At 64.7% G+C, this 19,295-nt stretch carries 19 protein-coding genes; 8 read left to right on the forward strand and 11 right to left on the reverse strand.

Going from position 1 to position 19,295, the window contains the following annotated elements:
* Positions 1-44 precede the first annotated feature (44 nt).
* A complete protein-coding gene (locus D8Z78_RS17680; RefSeq protein ID WP_206169700.1) occupies positions 45-938 on the forward strand; it encodes a LysR family transcriptional regulator in 894 nt (297 codons plus the stop codon).
* Here D8Z78_RS17680 and D8Z78_RS17685 read toward each other — a convergent pair.
* The 5 genes from D8Z78_RS17685 to D8Z78_RS17705 all read right to left on the reverse strand — a co-directional run bounded on the left by D8Z78_RS17685 (position 935) and on the right by D8Z78_RS17705 (position 6,872).
* Entirely contained in the window at positions 935-1,465 is a 531-nt protein-coding gene (locus tag D8Z78_RS17685; RefSeq protein WP_128910839.1) for a hypothetical protein, read from the reverse strand. The genes D8Z78_RS17680 and D8Z78_RS17685 overlap by 4 nt on opposite strands.
* Before the next feature lie 93 nt (positions 1,466-1,558).
* The gene (locus D8Z78_RS17690) at positions 1,559-3,283 is read right to left on the reverse strand and encodes a GMC family oxidoreductase (protein WP_121630363.1); all 1,725 of its coding nucleotides are present in this window, start codon (positions 3,281-3,283) and stop codon (positions 1,559-1,561) included.
* A 205-nt stretch (positions 3,284-3,488) separates the two neighbouring features.
* The gene (locus D8Z78_RS17695) at positions 3,489-5,444 is read right to left on the reverse strand and encodes a vWA domain-containing protein (protein ID WP_121630362.1); all 1,956 of its coding nucleotides are present in this window, start codon (positions 5,442-5,444) and stop codon (positions 3,489-3,491) included.
* Positions 5,441-5,986, reverse strand: a complete 546-nt coding sequence (locus D8Z78_RS17700) for an RNA polymerase sigma factor (protein ID WP_121630361.1) — start codon at positions 5,984-5,986, stop codon at positions 5,441-5,443. Before D8Z78_RS17700 ends, D8Z78_RS17695 begins: the two co-directional genes overlap by 4 nt.
* Before the next feature lie 97 nt (positions 5,987-6,083).
* Positions 6,084-6,872, reverse strand: coding sequence for an alpha/beta hydrolase (locus tag D8Z78_RS17705; RefSeq protein WP_121630360.1), 789 nt, complete (start codon positions 6,870-6,872; stop codon positions 6,084-6,086).
* Between the two features lie 79 nt (positions 6,873-6,951).
* Here D8Z78_RS17705 and D8Z78_RS17710 point away from each other — a divergent pair, with 79 nt between their 5' ends.
* From D8Z78_RS17710 to D8Z78_RS17730, 5 genes are all read left to right on the forward strand, one after another.
* Positions 6,952-8,424 carry an NAD-dependent succinate-semialdehyde dehydrogenase gene (locus D8Z78_RS17710; RefSeq protein ID WP_121630359.1) on the forward strand — a complete coding sequence of 491 codons (1,473 nt, stop codon included), beginning with the start codon at positions 6,952-6,954 and terminating at the stop codon, positions 8,422-8,424.
* Positions 8,425-8,426: 2 nt separating this feature from the next.
* Positions 8,427-8,759 carry a hypothetical protein gene (locus D8Z78_RS17715; RefSeq protein WP_121630358.1) on the forward strand — a complete coding sequence of 111 codons (333 nt, stop codon included), beginning with the start codon at positions 8,427-8,429 and terminating at the stop codon, positions 8,757-8,759.
* 124 nt (positions 8,760-8,883) lie between these two features.
* Positions 8,884-9,696: a hypothetical protein gene (locus D8Z78_RS17720; RefSeq protein WP_128910840.1), complete on the forward strand. Its 813-nt coding sequence runs from the start codon at positions 8,884-8,886 to the stop codon at positions 9,694-9,696.
* A gap of 171 nt (positions 9,697-9,867) precedes the next feature.
* Positions 9,868-11,067 (forward strand): aminopeptidase P family protein, encoded by a 1,200-nt coding sequence (locus D8Z78_RS17725; RefSeq protein ID WP_121630356.1) that lies wholly within the window; start codon positions 9,868-9,870, stop codon positions 11,065-11,067.
* 99 nt (positions 11,068-11,166) lie between these two features.
* Positions 11,167-11,496, forward strand: a complete 330-nt coding sequence (locus tag D8Z78_RS17730; protein ID WP_121630355.1) for a hypothetical protein — start codon at positions 11,167-11,169, stop codon at positions 11,494-11,496.
* A 31-nt stretch (positions 11,497-11,527) separates the two neighbouring features.
* Here the strand turns inward: D8Z78_RS17730 and D8Z78_RS24710 are convergent, their stop codons facing one another.
* Complete coding sequence (locus D8Z78_RS24710; RefSeq protein ID WP_164933002.1) at positions 11,528-11,689, reverse strand: hypothetical protein; 162 nt, start codon at positions 11,687-11,689, stop codon at positions 11,528-11,530.
* A 251-nt stretch (positions 11,690-11,940) separates the two neighbouring features.
* Between D8Z78_RS24710 and D8Z78_RS17735 the strand changes: the two genes are divergently transcribed.
* Complete coding sequence (locus D8Z78_RS17735) at positions 11,941-12,207, forward strand: hypothetical protein (RefSeq protein WP_121630354.1); 267 nt, start codon at positions 11,941-11,943, stop codon at positions 12,205-12,207.
* A 15-nt stretch (positions 12,208-12,222) separates the two neighbouring features.
* A complete protein-coding gene (locus tag D8Z78_RS17740; RefSeq protein WP_121630353.1) occupies positions 12,223-12,786 on the forward strand; it encodes a DUF1523 family protein in 564 nt (187 codons plus the stop codon).
* On the opposite strand, the gene D8Z78_RS17745 is transcribed toward D8Z78_RS17740, so the two are convergent.
* From D8Z78_RS17745 to D8Z78_RS17765, 5 genes are all read right to left on the reverse strand, one after another.
* Complete coding sequence (locus D8Z78_RS17745) at positions 12,783-13,649, reverse strand: dimethyl sulfoxide reductase anchor subunit family protein (protein WP_121630352.1); 867 nt, start codon at positions 13,647-13,649, stop codon at positions 12,783-12,785. The genes D8Z78_RS17740 and D8Z78_RS17745 overlap by 4 nt on opposite strands.
* 47 nt (positions 13,650-13,696) lie before the next feature.
* Positions 13,697-14,446 (reverse strand): 4Fe-4S dicluster domain-containing protein, encoded by a 750-nt coding sequence (locus D8Z78_RS17750; protein WP_121630351.1) that lies wholly within the window; start codon positions 14,444-14,446, stop codon positions 13,697-13,699.
* A gap of 79 nt (positions 14,447-14,525) precedes the next feature.
* Complete coding sequence (locus tag D8Z78_RS17755; protein ID WP_128910841.1) at positions 14,526-15,146, reverse strand: DUF6882 domain-containing protein; 621 nt, start codon at positions 15,144-15,146, stop codon at positions 14,526-14,528.
* Between the two features lie 117 nt (positions 15,147-15,263).
* Entirely contained in the window at positions 15,264-18,065 is a 2,802-nt protein-coding gene (locus D8Z78_RS17760; RefSeq protein ID WP_121630349.1) for a molybdopterin oxidoreductase family protein, read from the reverse strand.
* Between the two features lie 96 nt (positions 18,066-18,161).
* Complete coding sequence (locus tag D8Z78_RS17765; protein ID WP_121630348.1) at positions 18,162-19,295, reverse strand: citrate/2-methylcitrate synthase; 1,134 nt, start codon at positions 19,293-19,295, stop codon at positions 18,162-18,164.

A 19,295-nucleotide genomic window follows, 5' to 3' on the forward strand; every position in this document is an offset into this window, starting at 1 on the left:
ATACGCATATTGACAGAATCCGGATAGTATCCATGCATATTCGCATGGATTGGACGTCTTTGAGATTCGACTGGAATCACGCGCGCGCGTTTCTCGTCACCGCCGAGGAAGGGTCGCTGTCTGCGGCCGCGCGGGCGCTTGGGATGACGCAACCGACGCTTGGCCGACAGGTCAGCGCTTTGGAAACCGAGCTGGGCGTGACCCTGTTCGAGCGGGTGGGGCGCGGACTAGTGCTGACCCAAGCCGGGACGCGCCTGCTGGAGCATATGCGCGCCATGGGCGAGGCGGCGGCGGCGGCGGGTCTGACGGCCAGCGGCCAGCAGCAGGACCTGACCGGGCATGTCGCCATCACCGCGTCGGAAATCTATTCGGCATGGCTTCTACCGCCGGTGCTGGCCCGCTTGCGCGAGACAGCGCCGGGCCTGTCCGTCGAACTGGTGGCGAGTAACGCGATCCGCGACCTGAAGCGCCGGGAGGCCGACATTGCCATCCGGAACGCCCGCCCGGATCAGCCCGACCTGATCGCGCGGCAGGTGGCCGAGGATGCGGGGACGTTTTATGGCACGCATGCCTATCTCGACGCGCTGGGGCCGATCGACGCCGCCGGTCTGGCGCGCGCGCGCATCATCGGCCTCGATGGGGCCGACGGGATGATCCAGGCGTTGAATGCTAAGGGCGTGCCTGTCACGCAGGACAATTTCGTGAACACAACCAACTCTCATGCGGTGCACTGGGCGTTGGGCTGCGCTGGCTTGGGCATATGTGTGGGACCCTGCGGGCTTGGCGATGCCGAGCCCCGCCTGCGACGCGCCGTGCCCGACCTGCTGTTCCGCTATCCGGTTTGGCTGGTCGCGCATCGCGAATTGCACACGAGCCCGCGTATCCGCCTTGTCTGGGACACGCTCGCCGAGATGATGCCGAAACTGCTGAAGTCCTAGCGGTCCTCTGGCAACCAAGACGCCGCCCAGCGCACCCGCGACATGAGGATGTGACGCGCGACCGGTGTGCCCCGGTCCAGTGCCACCAGCGACAGGTACAGCCGGTCCATGTGCAACCACGCAAACCCCAGCATCAGCGCCAGAAAGGGCAGGCCCATCGCCAGCGGCAAAAGCAGGCCCGCCGCCACGGCAAGACCCGTCAGAAGAGCGACCTGAAGCACCTGCGCCTCGGCCCGGTAGCGGGTGGCGAGCAACGCCGGATCGATCTGGTTCGGGTCCAGTCCCGGACGCAGCCCGAACAGCCGCCACGCCCAAACCTGCCGCCGCTTGACGGAATTGACGTAGCTGCCGGGCAGTGCCTTTGCGTCGACGAGATCGTTGGCGACGTTGTCATCGACCCAACCCAACCGGATCATCGCCACCATTCCGATCAACGCCAGCAAAGCCGGAGGCAGGTTCAGGGCAAAGAGCCCGGCGATCGCCATGGGCAGCGCCGCCCCCAAAACACATCCGAGATCACGTTCCATCATCGCATCCTCCGCTTTGACTCCAACGACGATACGGCTCAGAGGTTGCAAAAAGGTTGGCACGGGCAGCAAGGTTCCGCCCGCACCCCCTGATCACGCCGTCAGGATGTCGCCTGCGCGTTCACCGATGATGACACAGGGCGCCATGGTGTTGCCAGTGGTCACGCGCGGCATGATCGAGGCATCGGCGATGGTCAGCCCTTCGACACCGTATACGTTCAGGTTGGCATCCACGACCGACATGTCGTCCTGCCCCATCTTGCAGGTGCAGCTTTCGTGGAAATACGTCCCGGCGGCATTCTTCGCGAAATCGCGCATCTCGTCGGCGGACAGCGCACCGGGCATGACCTCGCGCTTGACGAAATCGCTCAGCGGCGCGGAATTGCCGATCTCGCGGCATTTCTCGATGCTGCGGATCACCGCCGTAAGGTCGTCCTCGTGGCTGAGGAACTGCGCGTCGACCTTGGCCATCGCCATGGGATCGTTGCTGGTCAGGTAGACGCGGCCACGCGATTTGGGTCGGACAAGGCCGGGCGAGATCGTCCACGCCGCAGCGGGCGGGTTGAACTGCGGACCGGTGACTTCGGTCGCATAGGGCACCTCGATCTGGAAGGGCTGGGTGTCCGGGCTGTCGAGATCGGGCGAGGATTTCCAGAAATAGGTCGCCTCGGCCAAGCTGTTTCTGGGCGCCTGTGGTTCATTGTACTCCCAGATGCAGCCCGCGACCAAAACGTGATCCTGAAAGCCCTGACCGACGCCCGGACGATCCACCACGGTTTCGACATTGATCCGGTCCAGTTCGGCCTTGGGGCCGATGCCCGACAGCATCAGGATTTTCGGCGTGTTGATCGCGCCCGCGGACAGCACGACACGACCCGCACTGACGGAGTGCGCCGCGCCATCCTTGACGAAGTCGACCCCGGTGACGCGGGTGCCCTCCAACGTCAGGCGGGTCACATGCGCGCCGGTCAGCAGGGTGACATTGCCTTGCCGCAGCACGGGATAGAGGTAGGTCTGAGCGATGTTCACCCGCCGCCCGTCCTTGATCCGGACGTTCGCCAAAGCCGCGCCACCGTCGCCTTCCATCATTTCGCCATTCATGTCGGCATAGGCCTTGATGCCTACGCTTTCACAGGCGTCGAGCATCGCGGGGGCGATGGGGCACGGGTTCTGGACCTGCTCGACCCAGACCTTGCCGCCGGTGCCACGGCGGGCGGCGTCGGGCGCGCCCTGCCAATCCTCGATCCGCTTGTAGATTTCCAGCACAGAGTCGTAATTCCACGCGTCGTCGCCAGCCTCGGCGGCCCACATGTCAAAGTCGCTTTTGTGCCCACGCGCCCAGATCTGGACATTGACCGATGAGCCACCGCCCACGACCTTGCCCATCGGCAGGATCAGGGAACGCCCGTTGACGCTGTCGGCGGGGTCGGCGGTGTGGCCCCAGTCGCGTTCGCTGCGCAGGTTGGTGGGCCACATGGCGGGGTTCAGCACGGCCTCGACCTGATCGGTCTCGCCCGCCTCCAGCACCAGCACCTGCGCGCCCGCCTCGGCCAGACGGGCTGCGACGACCGCGCCAGACGTCCCCGAGCCCACGACGATGGCATCGTAACTGTCCTTCAGAGCCTGCGCATTATAAAGCTGGGTGATCGCCGCATCGCCGCCCTCTTGCGCCATCGCGCGGACGGCAGACAGCGACGCCCCGGCCGCCAGAGCCAGTTGCATGAAGCGCCGCCGCCCGATCTTGCCGCGATAGAGCGCGGCCTCCAACGCGTTGACGATATCCCCCGCGGCAAGCGGGTGGTGCTGTTTGGTGAACATGTCTTTCCTCCCAAGAATGTCCGCCACGCGGGCTCCTCTTCCCGGTCTCGTGGCGAAGAGATGCAAAATAATGCGCCTCTCTTGGGAATTTTTGACGGATTCGGCATTTCGATCAAGAAAAGCCTGCGACATTTTGCACCAAAATGCACAGCCGCAGACTACAGGGACGGGGTGGAGGCCCCGGGTCAAGCCCGGGGCGCGTGGATTACCGTTGCAGGCTTTCCGCCAGACGCATCAGGGTGATTGCCTCTTGGCGATAGCCGTAGGGGTCGCTCCCCTTGGAGGCCTGCGCCAAGGCAATCGCATCACCCATCGACCAGTCGCCGATCACGTCAGAGCCTTGCAACAGTTGCCCGAAGCCCGCAATCGCGGTCGCCCAGTTCGCCTCGGCCAGCGGCGCGGCATCGGACAGGATCGGCGTTTCGATCAGCTGGCTGACCTCCTCACCGGGGGCCTTGTAGCGCAGGCGGAGGAAGCCGAGTTCGTCACTGTCGGACGCCACCGGGTTGGCACCATAGCGCAGAGGGTCGGTCATGCGGGCGTCGGACCCGACCGGGGTGATCTCGTAGATCGCGGTCACCTGATGGCCTGCGCCGATCTCGCCCGCATCGACCTTGTCGTTGTTGAAGTCCTCGCGGTTCAGCGCGCGGGTCTCGTAGCCGATCAGCCGGTATTCGGCGACCTGCGCCGGGTTCCATTCGACCTGTATCTTGACGTCATCGGCGATGGTGAAGAGCGTCCCGGTCAACTGGTCGACCAGCACTTTCTGCGCCTCGGGGAGCGTGTCGATATAGGCGGCCATGCCGTTGCCGGTCTGCGCCAGCGCCTGCATCGTCGCGTCGTCCAGATTGCCCCGGCCAAAGCCAAGGACCGACAGGTAGGTGCCGCTGTCGCGCTGGTCTGCGATGTAGTCCTTCAGGTCGTCGGGATCGCTGATGCCGATGTTGAAATCGCCATCGGTGGCGAGGATCACGCGGGAGACATCGCCCTCCTCAGCCATCTCGGCGGCGGTGGCATAGGCCTGCTGCAGCCCCGCCTGCCCCGCCGTGCCGCCGCCCGCTTGCAGGTTGTTCAAGGCGGCAAGGATCGTCTCGCGCTCGGACGCCGGGGTCGGGTCAAGCACGCGGCCCGCGCTGCCCGCATAGGTGACGATGGCGACGCTGTCCTCGGGTTGAAGCTGGCCCAGCATCAGGCGGAAGCTTTGCACCAGAAGCGGCAGCTTGGACGGCTCGTTCATCGACCCGGACGTGTCGATGAGGAAGACGAGGTTCAGCGGCTTGCGTTCCACCACCTCGGCGCCTTGCAGGCCGATATGCACCAGTTGCGTGCCCTCCCGCCACGGGCTGTCAGAGACACCCACATTGGTGGAAAACGGCTGACCTGCGGCGGGGGCCGGGTAGTCGTAATGGAAATAGTTCACCATCTCCTCGATCCGCACCGCACCGTCCGGGGGCAGCATGCCACGGTTCAGCGAGTTGCGGATCACCGACCACGACGCCGTATCCACGTCGATGGAGAAGGTCGAGACCGGGTCCTCGGCCGTGACCTTGATCGGGTTGGCATCGGCGTCGGGGAAGGCCTCGGTGTCGCTTTCGGGTGCCACGTAGCGGTCCGGCAACGGCATTGGCGCTGGCCCACGGGCCGTCAGGCTGGTGAGACCGCCGGAATAGCCCGATTGCGGCGCGGCGCTGAGCGTCTTGTTGCGCGGTTGGGCTTGCGGCTGCGGCGGTGCGGCGGCCTGCAGGTCGTCCAAGCTGAAGGCGGGCGCCTCTTCGACGATGACGGGTTCCATCACGGGGGCCTCCGGCTCTGGTGCGTCCGAAGTATAGGACACACCCGCGCCCGGCTGGATCAAGCTCGGCTGCTCCCGTAGGGCGGGCAGGACGGTGACCATGGCGATGGCCGCGAGGGCGGTGGAGGCGGTCAGGATTCCGCGGGTCGGCAGGTTGGCGATCATCTGTCTTACTCCTTTGAAAAGGCCCGTTTTCGGGCGCTCGGAAGTAGGACGGGCCGGAGCGGTGGATTCTTGGAGCCGGTCGAAATTTTTCATCGCCAGCGCCAGCGCCTCGGCCTTTTTCGATGCCTCGGGCGCGGGTGTTTCCACACCCTCGAAAAGGGATTTCAGATCGTCCAGATCGTCGTGCGTGTCACGGTCGCTCATGCCTCTGCCTCCTTTTCCTCTGCCTCGTTCATCGCTTTCAGTTTCTTCTTGGCCTCCGAGATCCGCCACGCCACGGTGCCTTCTGGCACATCGAGGATCGCGGCGGCCTCGGCCTGTGTGACCCCGTCGAGAACCAGCGCCAGCGTCTCGCGCAGGTCCTGCCCCAGCCGGGTCATGGCGGTGCGCAACCAGTCGGCGCGCTCGGCCCGCTCGGCCTCATCGGCGCGGCGGGCGATTTCCCAGCCCCCCCAGCCCTCGGCGGCCTTGGCATGGGTGGCGTTTCGGCGGAAGCGGTCGCGCGCGGCGTTGACGGTGATCTTGTAGAGCCAGGTCGTCACCCGGGCCTCGCCACGATAGTGCTGCAGCTTGACCGGCAGGGCCGCGCAGATGTCCTGCGCCAGATCCTCGGCCTCGGCCCGGCTGCCGGTGACCCGCCAAGCATAGGCAAAGACCTTGTCATAGACACGTTCGACCAGCAGCGAGAACGCCTGCCGGTCGCCGTCTGCGGCCGCGCGGGCCAGGGTTTCATCGCTTACATCCATCCGCATCTTGTGACTGAGACGCGGCAGGCCCCGCAATTCTTGGATACCTTACCGATTTTTTTCGCGCAGCCTGAGGTAGGATGGGTGATCACCCATCCTACTTGAGCCAACGCAGGGTCAAATCGCCGTCAGGGTCGGCCAGCGCGTCGATCACGTCGAAATGGTGTTTGGCCGGCTCGACAACGCAATCGCAGCCCCAAGCCTCGCCCAGCGCCTGTGCCTGTTCGACAAAGGCGGGCCGCTCATCGCCACCGACCCAGACCGTCACCTTGGCCTTGGGCGCAGCGCCCAGAACCGGGCTTTCGCGCTGCGCCTCGTCGTCGTCGATCTGCAATTCGGCATTCATCGACGTCCGCATCAGCGGGCGCAGATCGGCCACCGGCGAGATCGGCAGCACATGCGCCAGCCGCCCCGCAACATCGTCGGGCAGCACGCCATCCATGGCCAAGCGCGCCACAAGATGACCACCGGCGGAGTGACCCGCCAGATAGATCGGCCCGTCGATCTCGCGCGAGATCACGGTCACCGCCTGCGCCACCTGCCGGGTGATGTCGGTGATCCGGACCTTGGGGCACAGATCGTAGCTTGGCAGCGCCACGGCAAAGCCCTGCGCCCGGGCGCCCTCGGCCAGATGGCTCCAGTACGAACGATCGAATTTCAGCCAGTAGCCACCATGGACAAACACCGCCAGCCCACGGGGTGGGCCGTCGGGCAGGAACAGGTCCAGCGCCTCGCGCGTTCCGTGCCCGTACATCACCCCCAACCGCGCACGCCCGGCCACCGACATCCGCGCCCGGTACGCTTCGGCATCGGACACCCAGCGATCCGGGTAATCGGCCGCGCCGGGAATATACGCGGCGTTTGCGTAGGCATCATCGAGTTCCATGAAATTCCCTTCTCTGGCTCTATACTTTCACCCCAACAGATGATGAACCTTTCGACAAGACAAGACCCACGGAGACGACATGCTGGACCAGGCCACAAATCTCAAATCCTTGCTCAAGGATCCCACGTTGCTCGAACCGCGCGCCTATGTGAACGGCGCATGGATCGCGGGTGACACGTTCGAGGTGACGAACCCGGCGCGCGGCGATGTCATCGCCGAGGTCACCGACCTGTCGCGCGATCAGGTGGCCGAGGCCATCGACGCCGCCTACACCGCCCAAAAGGACTGGGCCACGTGGACCGGCAAGGAACGCGCCGCCGTGATGCGCAAATGGTTCGACCTGATGATGGAGAACCAGCACGATCTGGGCATCATCATGACCGCCGAACAGGGCAAGCCGCTGGCCGAGTCCAAGGGTGAGATCGCCTATGCCGCAGGCTTCATCGAGTTCTTCGGCGAAGAGGCCAAGCGGGTCTATGGCGAGATGATCCCCGGCCACCAGCGCGACAAGCGGATCATGGTGCTGAAACAGCCGATCGGCGTGGCGGCCTCGATCACACCTTGGAATTTCCCCGCCGCGATGATCACGCGCAAGGCCGGCCCGGCACTGGCCGCCGGCTGTGCCTTTGTCGCGCGTCCCGCCAAGGAAACGCCGCTATCGGCCACCGCGCTCGCCGTTCTGGCCGAACGTGCGGGCATCCCGGCGGGCGTGTTCAACGTCGTGACCTCGTCGAGTTCGTCCGAGGTTGGCAAGGAGTTCTGCGAGAACCCCAAGGTGCGCAAGCTGACCTTCACCGGCTCGACCGAAGTCGGGCGCATCCTGCTGAAGCAGGCCGCCGATCAGGTCATGAAATGCTCGATGGAGCTGGGCGGCAACGCGCCCTTCATCGTCTTTGACGATGCCGATCTGGATGCCGCCGTCGAGGGCGCCATCATGTGCAAGTTCCGCAACAACGGCCAGACCTGTGTCTGTGCGAACCGCATCTACGTGCAGGCGGGCGTGTACGACACCTTTGCCGAAAAACTGGCCGCCAAGGTGAAGGACATGAAGGTCGGAGACGGCCTAGAGGACGGCACCGACCTTGGCCCGCTGATCAATGGCGACGCCATCGAGAAGGTGCAGGAACACGTGGCCGACGCCAAGGCAAAGGGCGGCAAGGTCATCCTTGGCGGCGGCGAGCCGATGCAGGGGCCGGGTCATTTCCTGCCGCCGACCATCGTGACCGGCGCAACGCAAGAGATGGCCTTTGCCACCGAGGAAACCTTTGGCCCGCTGGCGCCGCTGTTCAAGTTCGAGGACGTGGATGACGTGATCGCCATGGCGAATGACACGATCTTTGGTCTGGCCTCCTACTTCTATGCCAAGGACCTGAGCCGCGTCTACAAGGTGGCCGAGGCGCTTGAATACGGCATCGTCGGGGTCAATACCGGGATCATCTCGACCGAGGTCGCGCCCTTTGGCGGGGTCAAGCAATCGGGTCTGGGCCGCGAGGGCAGCCATCACGGGATCGAGGATTACCTCGAAATGAAATACGTCTGCCTCAGCGTGTGACGATGGACCGGGAGTTGGCCGCGTGGTTCGACGCGGCCCATTCCGGCGCTGGGACACCGTGGCTATCTGCGGCGGATGCGGACCTGCTGGTTCGCTATGCCCTGACGCGCGGTGAGGGCGTGGCGATGATGGAGGCTGCGGCCTACACCTTTCACGAGCCCCCGCGAGAGGCGGGTTGGGAAATCCTTGGGGCCGATCCTGCGGGCTGGAACTGGGAGGAACACCGCGATCCGGCGCGGGCCTGCGCACTGTTCCGGCGCAAGCTGCGGCAGGCGGTTCAGGATGGCGCCCGGCTGCAATACAAGATCTGGCTGCGAAAGGGTGGCGGCGCATAGGCCCGCCTCGCAACCTGTCGCCCGGGCAAGTGGGAAAGGGTTTGCTGTGAGGGACGTGCGCGTTTTCCTGTATCCCGATTTGCTGCGGCGGGTGGAGGCCAGACGGCATGGCTTGCTTTGCCCCATGATCGACCTGTTGCGCGAGTCCGGGTTCGAGGTGTCCTTGCACGAGGACAGCCCAGAGAACCTGCACACGGGCCGGGACGGCTATTCCGTGGTGCGCATGATCGCACCGCTCGGGCCGCAGGGGGTGACCTTTCGCCGGACCTATCTCGAACCCTTCTACCATATCGAGACCACCGCCAATCGCTGGGACTGGCCCGTGGCCCGCGCCGCGTTCGACCCGGACCAACCCGCCCACAAGGCCGCGCGCTTCATGAAGACGCAAGCCGGTCGCCTGCTTGCCGACCGCCCCGTCACGCGCGAGGGCTTTGTCTTTGTGCCGCTACAGGGGCGGTTGCTGGAACAGCGATCCTTTCAATCCATGACGCCGGTCGCGATGATCGAGGCCCTTCTGGACCACGACCCCAAGCGCCGGATCGTCGCCACCCTGCACCCGCGCGAGACCTACACACCGGCAGAGATCACGGCGCTGGAACGGCTGGAGCGGATCGCCCCCCGCTTCGAGGTGGCCCGCGCCGCGTCCGCCGATCTGCTGACCGCCTGCGATTACGTGGCGACGATGAATTCGTCGGTGGCCTTGCAGGGGTACTTCATCGGAAAACCGGCGGTGCTGTTCGGCAAGGTCGACTTCCACCACATCGCCGCGAAGGTCCCAGAGACCGGCATGGACGCGATCCGCGCCGCCCCAGATCTGACCCCCGACTACGCCACCTACCTGTGGTGGTTCTTTCGGGTCATGGCGATCCGCGCCGCGGGCGATGATGCAAAACGCGGCATCCGCAGCGCGTTGTTGCGCGCTGGCTGGCCTTTGTAGACCCGTCCGCAGAATCCCTCTTGCCAAACGCCGCGACTTGGACAAATTGGCGACAAGCCTTGGCGATGGCGTCGCCGATATAGGGCCCAGTTCACCCATCCTGAACGCCGGGATCTTTCTGCACCTGGCCGGGGCGTGGACGAGATCCCCCGGTCGATAGGAGGGATCAATATGGACCGTCCCCAGTTCTACCGTTTTCATCAGGGCGACCGCGTGCTGCCCTTTGCCGCGTCGGAATACGATGCGCGTCTGGCCGGGCTGCGCGCCCGCATGGCCGAGGCCGGTGTCGAGGCGTGTATCTTCACCTCGATGCACAACATCGCCTATTACTCGGGCTTCCTGTACTGTTCGTTCGGGCGGCCTTACGGGTTGGTCGTCACCGCATCCGAAAGCGTCACGATCAGCGCGGGCATCGACGCCGCGCAGCCGTGGCGGCGCTGTCATGGCGACAACATCACCTATACCGACTGGGAGCGGAACAATTTCTGGCGCGCGATCGTGTCGGTGACCGGCACCGGCAAGCGTGCGGGCTATGAGGCCGACCATATGACCTTGGCCCAAAAGGCGCTGATGGACGCGTTTCTTGCGCCGTCCGAGGCGGTGGATGTCGCACCGATGACCATGCGCCAGCGCATGCACAAATCCCCCGCCGAGCTTGAGATCATCCGCGCCGGGGCGCAGGTCGCCGATGTGGGTGGCTATGCCATCCGCGAGGCGATCCGCGAAGGCGTGCGCGAGATCGACGTGGCCATGGCAGGCCGCGACGCGATGGAACTGGAAATCGCGAAACGCTTTCCCGAGGCCGAGTATCGCGACACATGGGTCTGGTTCCAGTCGGGCATCAACACCGATGGCGCGCATAACCCGGTCACGGCGCGCAAGTTGCAGCGCGGCGATATCCTGTCCCTGAACACCTTCCCGATGATCTCGGGCTATTACACCGCGCTCGAACGCACGCTGTTCGTGGGCGAGGTCGACGAGGCCAGCCTGAAGATATGGGAGGCCAACGTCGCCGCCCATGAATACGGCATGAGCCTGCTGAAGCCGGGGGCCTCCTGCGCCGAGGTGACGGAGGCGATCAATAGCTTCTTCGCCGAGCGCGACCTGCTGCAATACCGGACCTTTGGCTACGGGCATTCCTTTGGCGTGCTGTCGCATTACTACGGGCGCGAGGCCGGGCTGGAACTGCGCGAGGATATCGACACGGTGCTGGAACCCGGCATGGTGATCTCGATGGAGCCGATGCTGACCATTCCCGACGGCCAGCCCGGCACGGGCGGCTATCGCGAGCATGACATCCTGATCATCACCGAAGACGGAAACGAGAACATCACCGGCTATCCCTATGGGCCGGGGTTCAACGTGGTTTGATCCGGCCAGAGGGCGGGGAGAAATCCCGCCCTCCCCAGATCGCGCCTCTATGTGGACAGGACCCTTGCGCAGGCCGCGTAAGCCGACCATCTTTCATCCATGTTTTCGCTCATCCTGCCTGCGCTTGGACTGGTTGTCCTTGCCATCGCCATCCCCCGCCTTATCGAGCGGGTCGTGCCCGAAACGCTGACCGGCGTGCTGGTGGGCGGCGTGGTGGCGGCCTTGCTCGTCTGGCTGGGCAGCGCGGGGCTGTTTGCGTGGCTCTATCATCTGCAAGGCCCGCAGGTCTGGACCGTGTTTCAACTGGCCCCCGGCGCGGGCCTGCGGCATTTCCTGACACTCGGGGCGCAGGCGGCGCTGGTCTGGGCACCGATCCTGATCCTCGTCGTGGGCACCTCGCCCCGGCGGTGGAAAGAGGCGGTGTGGTAGGCCCACCGCCGGACCGCCCCTATACTTCACTTCAACCGGTTCTGAGGTGACGCACTTCGCGCAGGACCAGCACCAGCGCCAGGATCACCACCACGAACATCGTCAATCCCAAGGCGAGGAACAATTCCAAGCGCCCGGGGGCCGCCAAAAGGGTCTCGATATGGACCCAGATCGAACTGGTTTCGGTCGACATGTCACATCCTTTCTCTGCTACACGGGTGCAGTCGCGCAGGAGATGCGAGCAAGGTGATCGGCCCCGCTTCGGTCTGTTGCACCATGCGGCGAGCTTGGCACCGGCGAGATTCATCCGAATGACATGGGGGAGTCGCGGAAATGACACTTGGGATTCAGGAATGTGACATCTGCGCCGTGCGAGAATGGCGCGACACCTTTTCCCGTTGCGTTTACCACCCTATCTGATCACCTGAGCGAAAGGAGACCCGGATGCTGGCCTTTCTGCGCTTTGCCCTGATCGGTGCCCTCGTTCTGGGGGCGTTGTATGGCATCCTCTGGTACGTCCTGCGCGCACGCCGCCGCGAGATTCTGGAAGACGATTGGGAGGACGACGGCAAAGGCGCACCCCGAGACACATGGGTCCGGCGACGGCTGGCGCGCTTCGATCAAAGGCGGTCGCGATTGCTGCCGCTGGTCGTATTCGGCTTGCCGGTTTTCCTTGTCGCCTTCATCGTTTATATGACCAACTTCCGGTAACAAAGGCCCGCCCCCATGAAATACGTCAAATGGACCCTCATCGTGTTGTTCTGGCTGATCGTGGGCGCGTTCCTGCACTACACCCTGCCGCAGACCGACATCGCGCGGATCACCGGCACCTACGAGGATCGGATCGACATTTCCGACCAAAGCTGGGCTTGGGCCGGGTCACCTTCGACCACGCCGGGGGTCAGCTCGGAACGGCTGATCTTCTTCATCCAGACGCGGCGGGCGGATGGCGATGTCATGGTCTATCGCAACGAGGATACCGGCTGGGGCTGGCCGCCTTTCTTCAAGTTCGACACCGCGAACCTGCAGGCCGAAGCCGCCGATCTGGTCTCGACCGCCGAGGCCCCGCGCTGGGTGGCGATCCGGCATTACGGCTGGCGGAACGAATTCATCTCGATCTTTCCCAACGCGGTGTCGCTGCGTCCCGTCGACGGGCCGGACGTGACGCTGATCCCTTGGATGAACATCGTGATCCTGCTGGTGCTGGCGGCGCTGGTCTGGGCCTTCTACGTGCGGTGGAAGCGGTTTTGGGAACGGCGCGTGGCGCCGACGCTGGACCGGGTCTTTTAACGTTTGCCGTAATAGAGGCCGACCACATGCTCGGCCTCGGCAAAGAAGAGCCAGCGGGCGGTCAGCACGCCCGCCACATGGCTGAGGACGGCGAGCGCTGCCAGCCAATGTCCGAAGGGCATCAGCAGCAGGACCACAGGCAGGGCGGCGCCCAGCACGAGCGCGATGATGCGCAATTTCAGTGCGTGCTTGCGCCCGACGACAAAGACCATCTCGCGCAGCAAGTAGTTGCTGCCGGTATGCGGCGGCTCGAACGCGCGGACTTGGCCCGACAGGCCGGTGGCCGTGTTCATGTCCGTGCCGGACCGCGCAAGACGGCGGTCGCCGTCCCACCAGACCCAGACCTGCAACGCGCCGGTAACGAGCAGCAGCGGAATCGCCACGGTGACGCGTCCTGACATGAGCGCGCCGCCAGCCAGCGCATAGGCAAGGAACAGCGCCGGGGTCGAGGCGTGATGCCAGCGCGGGACGGTCTTGAGCTGCGTGTAGATCATCGAGGTCGTGCCGATGGTCGCGAGGGCCAGCAAGCCTGTGACCCAGCCGAGTGGCAAGAAGGTCGTTCCGACGAACACCAGCGGCGCCGCGTAAAGACCGGCCATGATCAAGGTCGCGGCTGCCGCCCAAGCCTCGCGCGACAGCCACGAGCTGCGCCATTGGGTGAACGCCTTGAGCGCCCGTTCCGGGCGGCCCAAGTGGCCCGCAGAGAAGGCCAGCCCGCCAAGCGACAAGGCAAACGCGATGGCAAAGAAGGCGAAAGCGACCCAACCGGTCGGCGGCGTCGGGTCGATACCCAGCCAGAACAGCAGGCCAAAGCCTAGACCCGAAAGCGTGGTGAACAGGATGATCGAAGGGGCTGGGTGCATCGTGGGGTCCTTGGGGTAGGATGGGTGATCACCCATCCTACTTTGGGTCAAAGCTTGTCTAAGGCGCGGTCGAGCCAGCCGAGAAAGCCCTTGGGCTCTTCTGCAACCGGCGTCAGCAACGGCGCGAGTATGTCGACCTGTTCATCGATCTGGTCCTTGGGCCGGGGGGGAAGATACTTGTTCACGGGCCGTGTCCCCTGCTCCGGCATCAGATCCATCCCGCCCCGCTCGGCCACGAGGGCCGAAACGGCGCTGTCCGGGTCGCCCAAGTCGCCAAAATGCCGCGCCCCGGCCGGGCAGGTGCGCACGCAGGCGGGTTCACGGTCCCGCTCGGGAAGATTTTCGTTGTAGATCCGGTCCACGCAGAGCGTGCATTTCTTCATGACGCCTTCCGCAAGGTCCAGCTCTCGCGCGCCGTAGGGGCAGGCCCAAGCACACAGCCCACAGCCGATACAGTCGGATTCGTTGACCAGAACGATCCCGTCCTCGACCCGCTTGTAGCTGGCTCCGGTCGGGCAGACGGTGACACAGGGCGCATCGGCGCAATGCAGGCAGGATTTCGGGAAATGCACCAGCTGCGCCGGACCGGTCTCGGGCGTCAGTTCGTAGCTGTGGACGCGGTTCAGGAAGGTCCCCGAAGGGTCGGCGCCATAGGGCTGCTGATCCGACAAGGGGGCACCGTAATTCTCGGTGTTCCACCCTTTGCAGGAGACAACGCAGGCATGACACCCGACGCAGGTGTCGAGGTCGATGACCAGCCCGAGCTGGCGTTGGGTCTGTTGCGGTAAGTCCGTCATGGCGCACCTGTGGAAAGGGCGGACCGGGGTTCTGCCCCGGACCCCGCGGTATTTTGCGCCAGAAGAAGCAGGGAGTCGCTCAGCTGGCGACGACGGGGCGCGAGATGGCGAAGTAGTGATAATTGCTGTCGTTCACCTTGGCACGGTAGACCATCGGCCAGCCGGCAAGGTCTGCCGCGAGGTCGGCCATGTGCCAACTGTCGGGCTCGCCAAGATACAGAAGCGGCTCGGTCAGGGGCTGCCAGCCCCATTGTGCACCATGCTCTCGCAGTCGCCGGACCAGCGTCAGCTCGGTCTCGGGCGGGCGGTGCGTGTCGAAGAAGTCCGGCATGTGCCAAGCCCAGAGCCAGCTGCATGTTTCCGGGTTCCACGAGCCGATCAGCCCGTAATCCGCAAAGCACTTTTCGCCACCCGGCCGGGTGAAGACGAAGGTCGCCTCCTGCGGGGCGATGTTCCACCGCCCGCCCTCGCCGGGGATCTGGAGCGCGCGATAGAGGTCTTGCGTCGATGCGCTGATCGTTGCGCTGCACCGGGCCACCTTGTCGAGGAAATCGTCGGGCTGGTCCGCCTCGTGGATGCCGCCGCAGAGCTGGCACCGATAAAAAATGCCCGCGCCCGGATAGGTCCATGTTTCGGTGTTCGGCGTGTCGGATGCGACCTTCGGCCGCATGGCGTCGCGCTTGCCTGCACGCCGGAGCATCCGCCGAAGCTTGTCCCAGAACGACATACCAATAACCCTGAAAGATTCGATGCGAATTGGCGTCAATTAACATCGACCGGTGTGACGGGAAAAGGGCTTCACCGGGAAAAAGGTTAATCATTTTCCGACCTTCCATCGCAATTCTGTCGGTGGCGCGGGAACGGGGCTGGCCTGTGCGTCGGTATCGGGTTTGCTGATCTCCTGCGGCGGGGCCTTTTCGATGCGCACCTTGAGGTCGAACCACGCCGCCTGCCCGGTGATCGGGTCGGAGTTGGACCAGCGCAACCCGTCGCCCTTGGGCGGCAGAAGTTCGTGGATCAGATGGTTGAGGAGAAAGCCCTTGGTCGCCTCGGGCGCGTCCGTGTCCAGCGCCCACGCCCCCTTGCGCTTGCCGATGGCGTTCCATGTCCAGACGGTGTGCTCATTGAGCGCCGCCATTTCAGCCACGGGCACGGTGATGCGGCCATGGGGCGAGGTGACATGCGCCCAGTCGCCGTCTTTCAGGTCGTTCTGGCGCATCAGTTTCGTCGGCAGGTAAAGCGGATTGTGGCCATGCAATTGCCGCAGCCACGCGTTTTGACTGCCCCAGCTGTGATACATCGCCATCGGGCGTTGGGTCAGCGCGTGGGTGGGGAAGTCGTCGCTGGCGGTGTCGTACCATGTCGGCAGAGGGGTGAACTTTTCGACCACCTGCTGGCGCAGGTATTCCGGGGGCTGGTGGGGGCCGATGCCCTCGCCTGCACGCTGAAAGCGGCGCAGGGGTTCGGACCAAAGCTGGAACAGGTAGGGCTGCGGGCTGTCGTAAAAGCCCATGCCGACCGCGTAATCCTGATAGGCGCTGTTCCACGGTTTGTAATATTGCGCGGCCTCGGGGATGGGAAAGGTCTTGAAACCGCCATTCGCGATATAGCTGTCAAGCTGCGCCTCGTTCGGGGCGCCGCGCCCGTCGGTCAGGCCGGTTTCCCCCATGCGCCACCCCGCCAGCGGGCCGATGCCCGGCTTGCGCTGGTGGTTGGTGATGTAGTCGGCGTAGTCGCGATAGAGCGGCTGCCCATCTTTGACGAAGCCGGGCAAGTCCAGCCGGTTGGCCAGATCGACCAGCACCGATTGAAAACCGCGCACGTCGCGGTCGGGTTCGACAACCGGCCAGCGGATGGCGTCGGCGGCAGCCTCGGGCTCGCTGATCGGGCGATCCAGCAGCGAAATGCAGTCGTGGCGCTCCAGATAGGTCGTGTCGGGCAGGATCAGGTCGGCATAGGCGACCATTTCCGAACTGTAGGCATCCGAATAGATGATGCGCGGGATGATGTAGTCGCCGTTCTGATCCGTGTCGGTCAGCATCTCCATCACGGCGCGGGTGTTCATCGAGGAATTCCACGCCATGTTCGCCATATACAGCATCAGCGTGTCGATGGTGTAGGGGTCGCCCGCATGGGCGTTGGAAATGACCATGTGCATCAAGCCATGGGCGCTGAGCGGGTTTTCCCATGTAAACGCCTTGTCGATGCGTTGTGGCTGGCCGTTGTCGGACAGACACAGATCCTCCGGCCCCATGGGAAAGCCCAGATGCGGCCCCTCCAAGGGCGACATGGGCGTGGCCTTGGCGTGGGGCTTGGGGTGCGCATGGGCGGGCTTGGGGTATGGCGGTTTGAAGCGCATGCCGCCCGGCGTTTCCACCGCGCCCAGCAGAATTTGCAGCAGATGCAGCGCGCGGCAGGTCTGGAACCCGTTGGCATGGGCGGAAATCCCGCGCATGGCATGAAAGGAGACGGGCCGCCCGATCATCTGCTCATGCCGCTCACCCCGGAAATCCGTCCAAGGCTGGTCGATCACGATGGCCTCGTCGAACGCGGTTTTCGCCAGTAGCCCCGCGATCGCGCGGATGCGTGTCGGGGTCAGACCACAGCGCGTCGCCACCGCTTCGGGGGCGTAATCGTCGGACAGGTAGGTCTCGGCGATCTTGTGCATGACGCTGGCATGCGTGACCCCGGCGCGGCGGATATGGCCGCGCAGATCGGGCTTGATGCCGGGCGCATCCCAAGCCGCCAGCTTGCCCGTCGCGCGGTCGACGACCTGCGGCTTGCCGTCCTCGTCCCGCAGGGCCAGCCCGTAATCGGGTGACTTGGGATCACCGTCCAGAAGCACCGGCGCATTGGTGTAGCGCGCGAGGTAATCCAAATCGATCTTGCCCGCCTTGAGCAGGCAATGGATCAGCGACAGGATGAAAAGCCCGTCGGTGCCCGGCGTGATCCCCACCCATTCATCGGCTACGGCGTTGTAGCCGGACCGGATCGGGTTCACGCCGATCACCGTCGCCCCGCGCGCCTTGAGCTTGCCAATCCCCATCTTGATCGGATTGCTATCATGATCCTCGGCCACGCCGAACAGCATGAACAGCTTGGTATGTTCCCAATCGGGCGAGCCGAACTCCCAGAAGGCACCGCCCATCGTGTAGATGCCCGCCGTCGCCATGTTGACGGAACAAAACCCCCCATGCGCGGCGTAATTCGGCGTGCCGTAATTCTGCGCCCAGAAACTGGTGAAGGACTGCGACTGGTCGCGCCCGGTGAAAAAGGCCAGCTTTTCCGGCGCGCTTTCCCTGAGCGGGCGCAGCCACGACTCGGCCATGTCCAAGGCCTCGTCCCAGCTGATCTCCTCGAATTCCCCCGACCCGCGCGGCCCGACCCGCTTCAACGGCGCGCGCAGGCGCGAGGGCGCGTTGTGCTGCATGATGCCCGCGCTGCCCTTGGCACACAGGACGCCCTTGTTCACCGGGTGATCGCGGTTGCCCTCGATATAGGCGACCTTGCCGGACGTCATATGCACGTTGATCCCGCAGCGGCAGGCGCACATGTAGCACGTCGTCTTGCGCACCTCGTCGGAGACGGGCGGCGAGAGATCCAGTTGCGGCTGGGTCATGTGGTCTCCTTCACAGGTGAAACCCGTCCCGGGCTTGACCCGGGACCTCTACCCCAATCCGCCCAGAGGCCCCGGGTCAAGCCCGGGACGGGAGATTCATCGATCTGCAAGGGGCACATAAGGGCGGGCTTCCGGTCCGTTATACAAGGTCAGAGGGCGGATCAGGATGTTCGACCGCTGCTGTTCGAGGCATTGCACCAGCCAGCCGGGCATCCGCCCGATGGCAAAGATTGGCACGTAGAGGTCCATCGGGATGCCGTGCAGCTGGTAGATCACGCCGGAATAGAAATCGACATTCACGTTCAGGCCGTGGCGGGCGTAGGGCTTCATCGCCTCGACGACCGCTTGCAGGATCTCGTACCATTCCGGCGCGCCCATTTCCTGCCCCAGCTTGCGGACCCCTTCGCGCATGTGGCGCGCGCGCGGGTCCTCGGCCCGGTAGACACGGTGGCCAAAGCCCGTCACCGCCTCGCGGTTGGCGCGCTTGGCTTTCACGTAGGCGCTCGCGTTGTCGGGCGAGCCGATCTCGTGGACCATCTTCATCACGTCCTCGGCGGCGCCCCCATGGGCGGGCCCGGCCAACGTGCTGAGCGCCGTGACCATCGCACCGTGCAGGTTCGCCTCTGTCCCCACGGTCACGCGCGCGGCGAAGCTCGACGCATTGGCACCGTGTTCCGCGTGCAGGATGAAATCCACATCGGCCAGCCGCGCCGCGTCGTCAGAGGGCTTTTCGCCCTTCAGCATCCACAGCCAATTCGCGGCATGGGACAGGGTCGGATCGGCGGGCACCGGCTCGCGCCCGTTGCGGATCGCCTCATGCGCGGCAATGATCATCGGCACTTGCGAGGTCAGGCGAATGCCGTTCTTGAGGAACCCGTCCTCACCCTTCTCGACACTGGCCGGTTCGAGCGCGGCCAGCGCGCTGACGGCAGTGCGCAGCACGTCCATCGGGTGGCCATCCTTGCAGGCGCGGATGATGTCGTAGACCTGCGCAGGCAGCTCGCGGCCCGCCTTCATCTGCGCGTCGAACACCGCCAGTTGGCGCGCGTTGGGCAACTCGCCATGGATCAACAGGTAGCAGACTTCTTCAAAGGTGGCGTGTTCGGCCAGATCGTGAATGGTGTATCCGCGATACAAAAGCTCGCCCTTGGCCCCGTCGATATGGCTGACACCAGAGCGTTCGAAATAGATGCCCTTGAGGCCGCGGTTGATCTTTACGTCATCGCTCAT

The organism is Tropicibacter alexandrii (assembly GCF_003667315.2).
GTDB lineage: Bacteria > Pseudomonadota > Alphaproteobacteria > Rhodobacterales > Rhodobacteraceae > Tropicibacter > Tropicibacter alexandrii.